The organism is uncultured Limnohabitans sp. (assembly GCF_937889215.1).
In the GTDB taxonomy this organism is placed as follows: domain Bacteria; phylum Pseudomonadota; class Gammaproteobacteria; order Burkholderiales; family Burkholderiaceae_C; genus Limnohabitans_A.
In genome coordinates this window covers 1-1195 of record NZ_CALBEX010000211.1, presented here as the reverse complement: position 1 = coordinate 1195, position 1195 = coordinate 1, and the positions used below count along the sequence as shown (strand labels likewise).

The window sequence follows — 1195 nt, the reverse complement described above, 5'->3', positions numbered from 1 at the left end:
TCAAGGCCTGCGCTCCGAATTGCTGCGCATCCGCGAGATTCTCTCGCTCGATTAATATTTACTAAAAGTTACCGCCAGCCCAAGAAACACAGGGTTACGAAGCTATAATTCTTGGCTTAGTCGGCGTGTAGCGCAGCCTGGTAGCGCACTTGCATGGGGTGCAAGGGGTCGCGAGTTCGAATCCCGCCACGCCGACCATGTGAATCAAGGACTTAGCTTCGAAAGGGGCTAAGTCCTTTCTTCTTTGTGGCACTGTTACCCTCGGCATGGCCTCAAATTTTGCCATCCAAACAGCGCATCACCCAATCATCTGCAACTCGCGCGCGGGCTGGTTTTGTCGCACAGGCTCAAAACCCAATTCATCCACCACGATGCTTTGCCCCTGACTCATGCGCCAAGGCCGCCCGGTACACCAGCCTTGCCGCGACCGTGTCCTCGACGGCTTGGCCCAGCGATTTGAAAATGATCGTTGGGCCTGTGGGCGGGGGCGCTGTGCGGCCACTCAAAACCTCGCCAATCTCGGCCGCCACATGGGCGCCCGAGAGCAGCACATCACCCGACTCCTTTTCGGCCGCTTCGCGTTGGTCGACCACCACCCAATTTTGCATGGCCGCATCGTCCAGCTCGCGCCAGGTGGGACGGGGTGCGCCCACGGCCGCTACAAAGGCACCGGGTTTGAGCCAGGCCCCTTGCAGCACGGGCTTGCTGGCGTTGGTGACGGTGCAAACGATGTCGGCCCCGCGCACGGCGGCTTCGGCGCTGGCGCTGGAAACGCCACCAATGTCGAGGGCGCATTGCTGCGCATTGGCGGGTGTGGGGCTCCATACGCGGATCTCGGACACCTCGCGCACGGCCCGCAGCATTTGTGCATGGCTGCGGGCCAGCACGCCGCTGCCCAGCATCGCCACCACTTGCGGCGTATGGGGCACCAGCGCATCGGCGGCCACCGCTGAGGCCGCTGCGGTGCGCATGGCGGTGATGGTGTTGCCCTCCATCACGGCCAAGGTTTGGCCCGTGGTCGGGTCCATCAGCACAATGGTGCTCAGCAGGGTGGGCAAGCCTTTGTGGGCGTTGCCGGGCACCAAGGTGATGAGTTTGGTGGTGAGCGCATCGCCCAGTTGAGCCGGTTTCAAAAACATCACGCCATCGGCCGAGGCTTCGCCAATCGGCATGACCATGCGCAGCGGCTGCACCA

Annotated in this window: 1 protein-coding gene and 1 tRNA gene; one reads left to right on the top strand and one right to left on the bottom strand. The window is 62.3% G+C overall.

Features of this window, described 5'->3' with window-relative positions:
• The first annotated feature begins 121 nt into the window (after positions 1-121).
• Positions 122-198, top strand: a tRNA-Pro gene (locus Q0341_RS05480).
• 161 nt (positions 199-359) lie between these two features.
• Here the strand turns inward: Q0341_RS05480 and Q0341_RS05475 are convergent.
• The coding region (locus tag Q0341_RS05475; RefSeq protein WP_299511077.1) for an ornithine cyclodeaminase family protein at positions 360-1195 on the bottom strand (836 nt) is incomplete at its 5' end.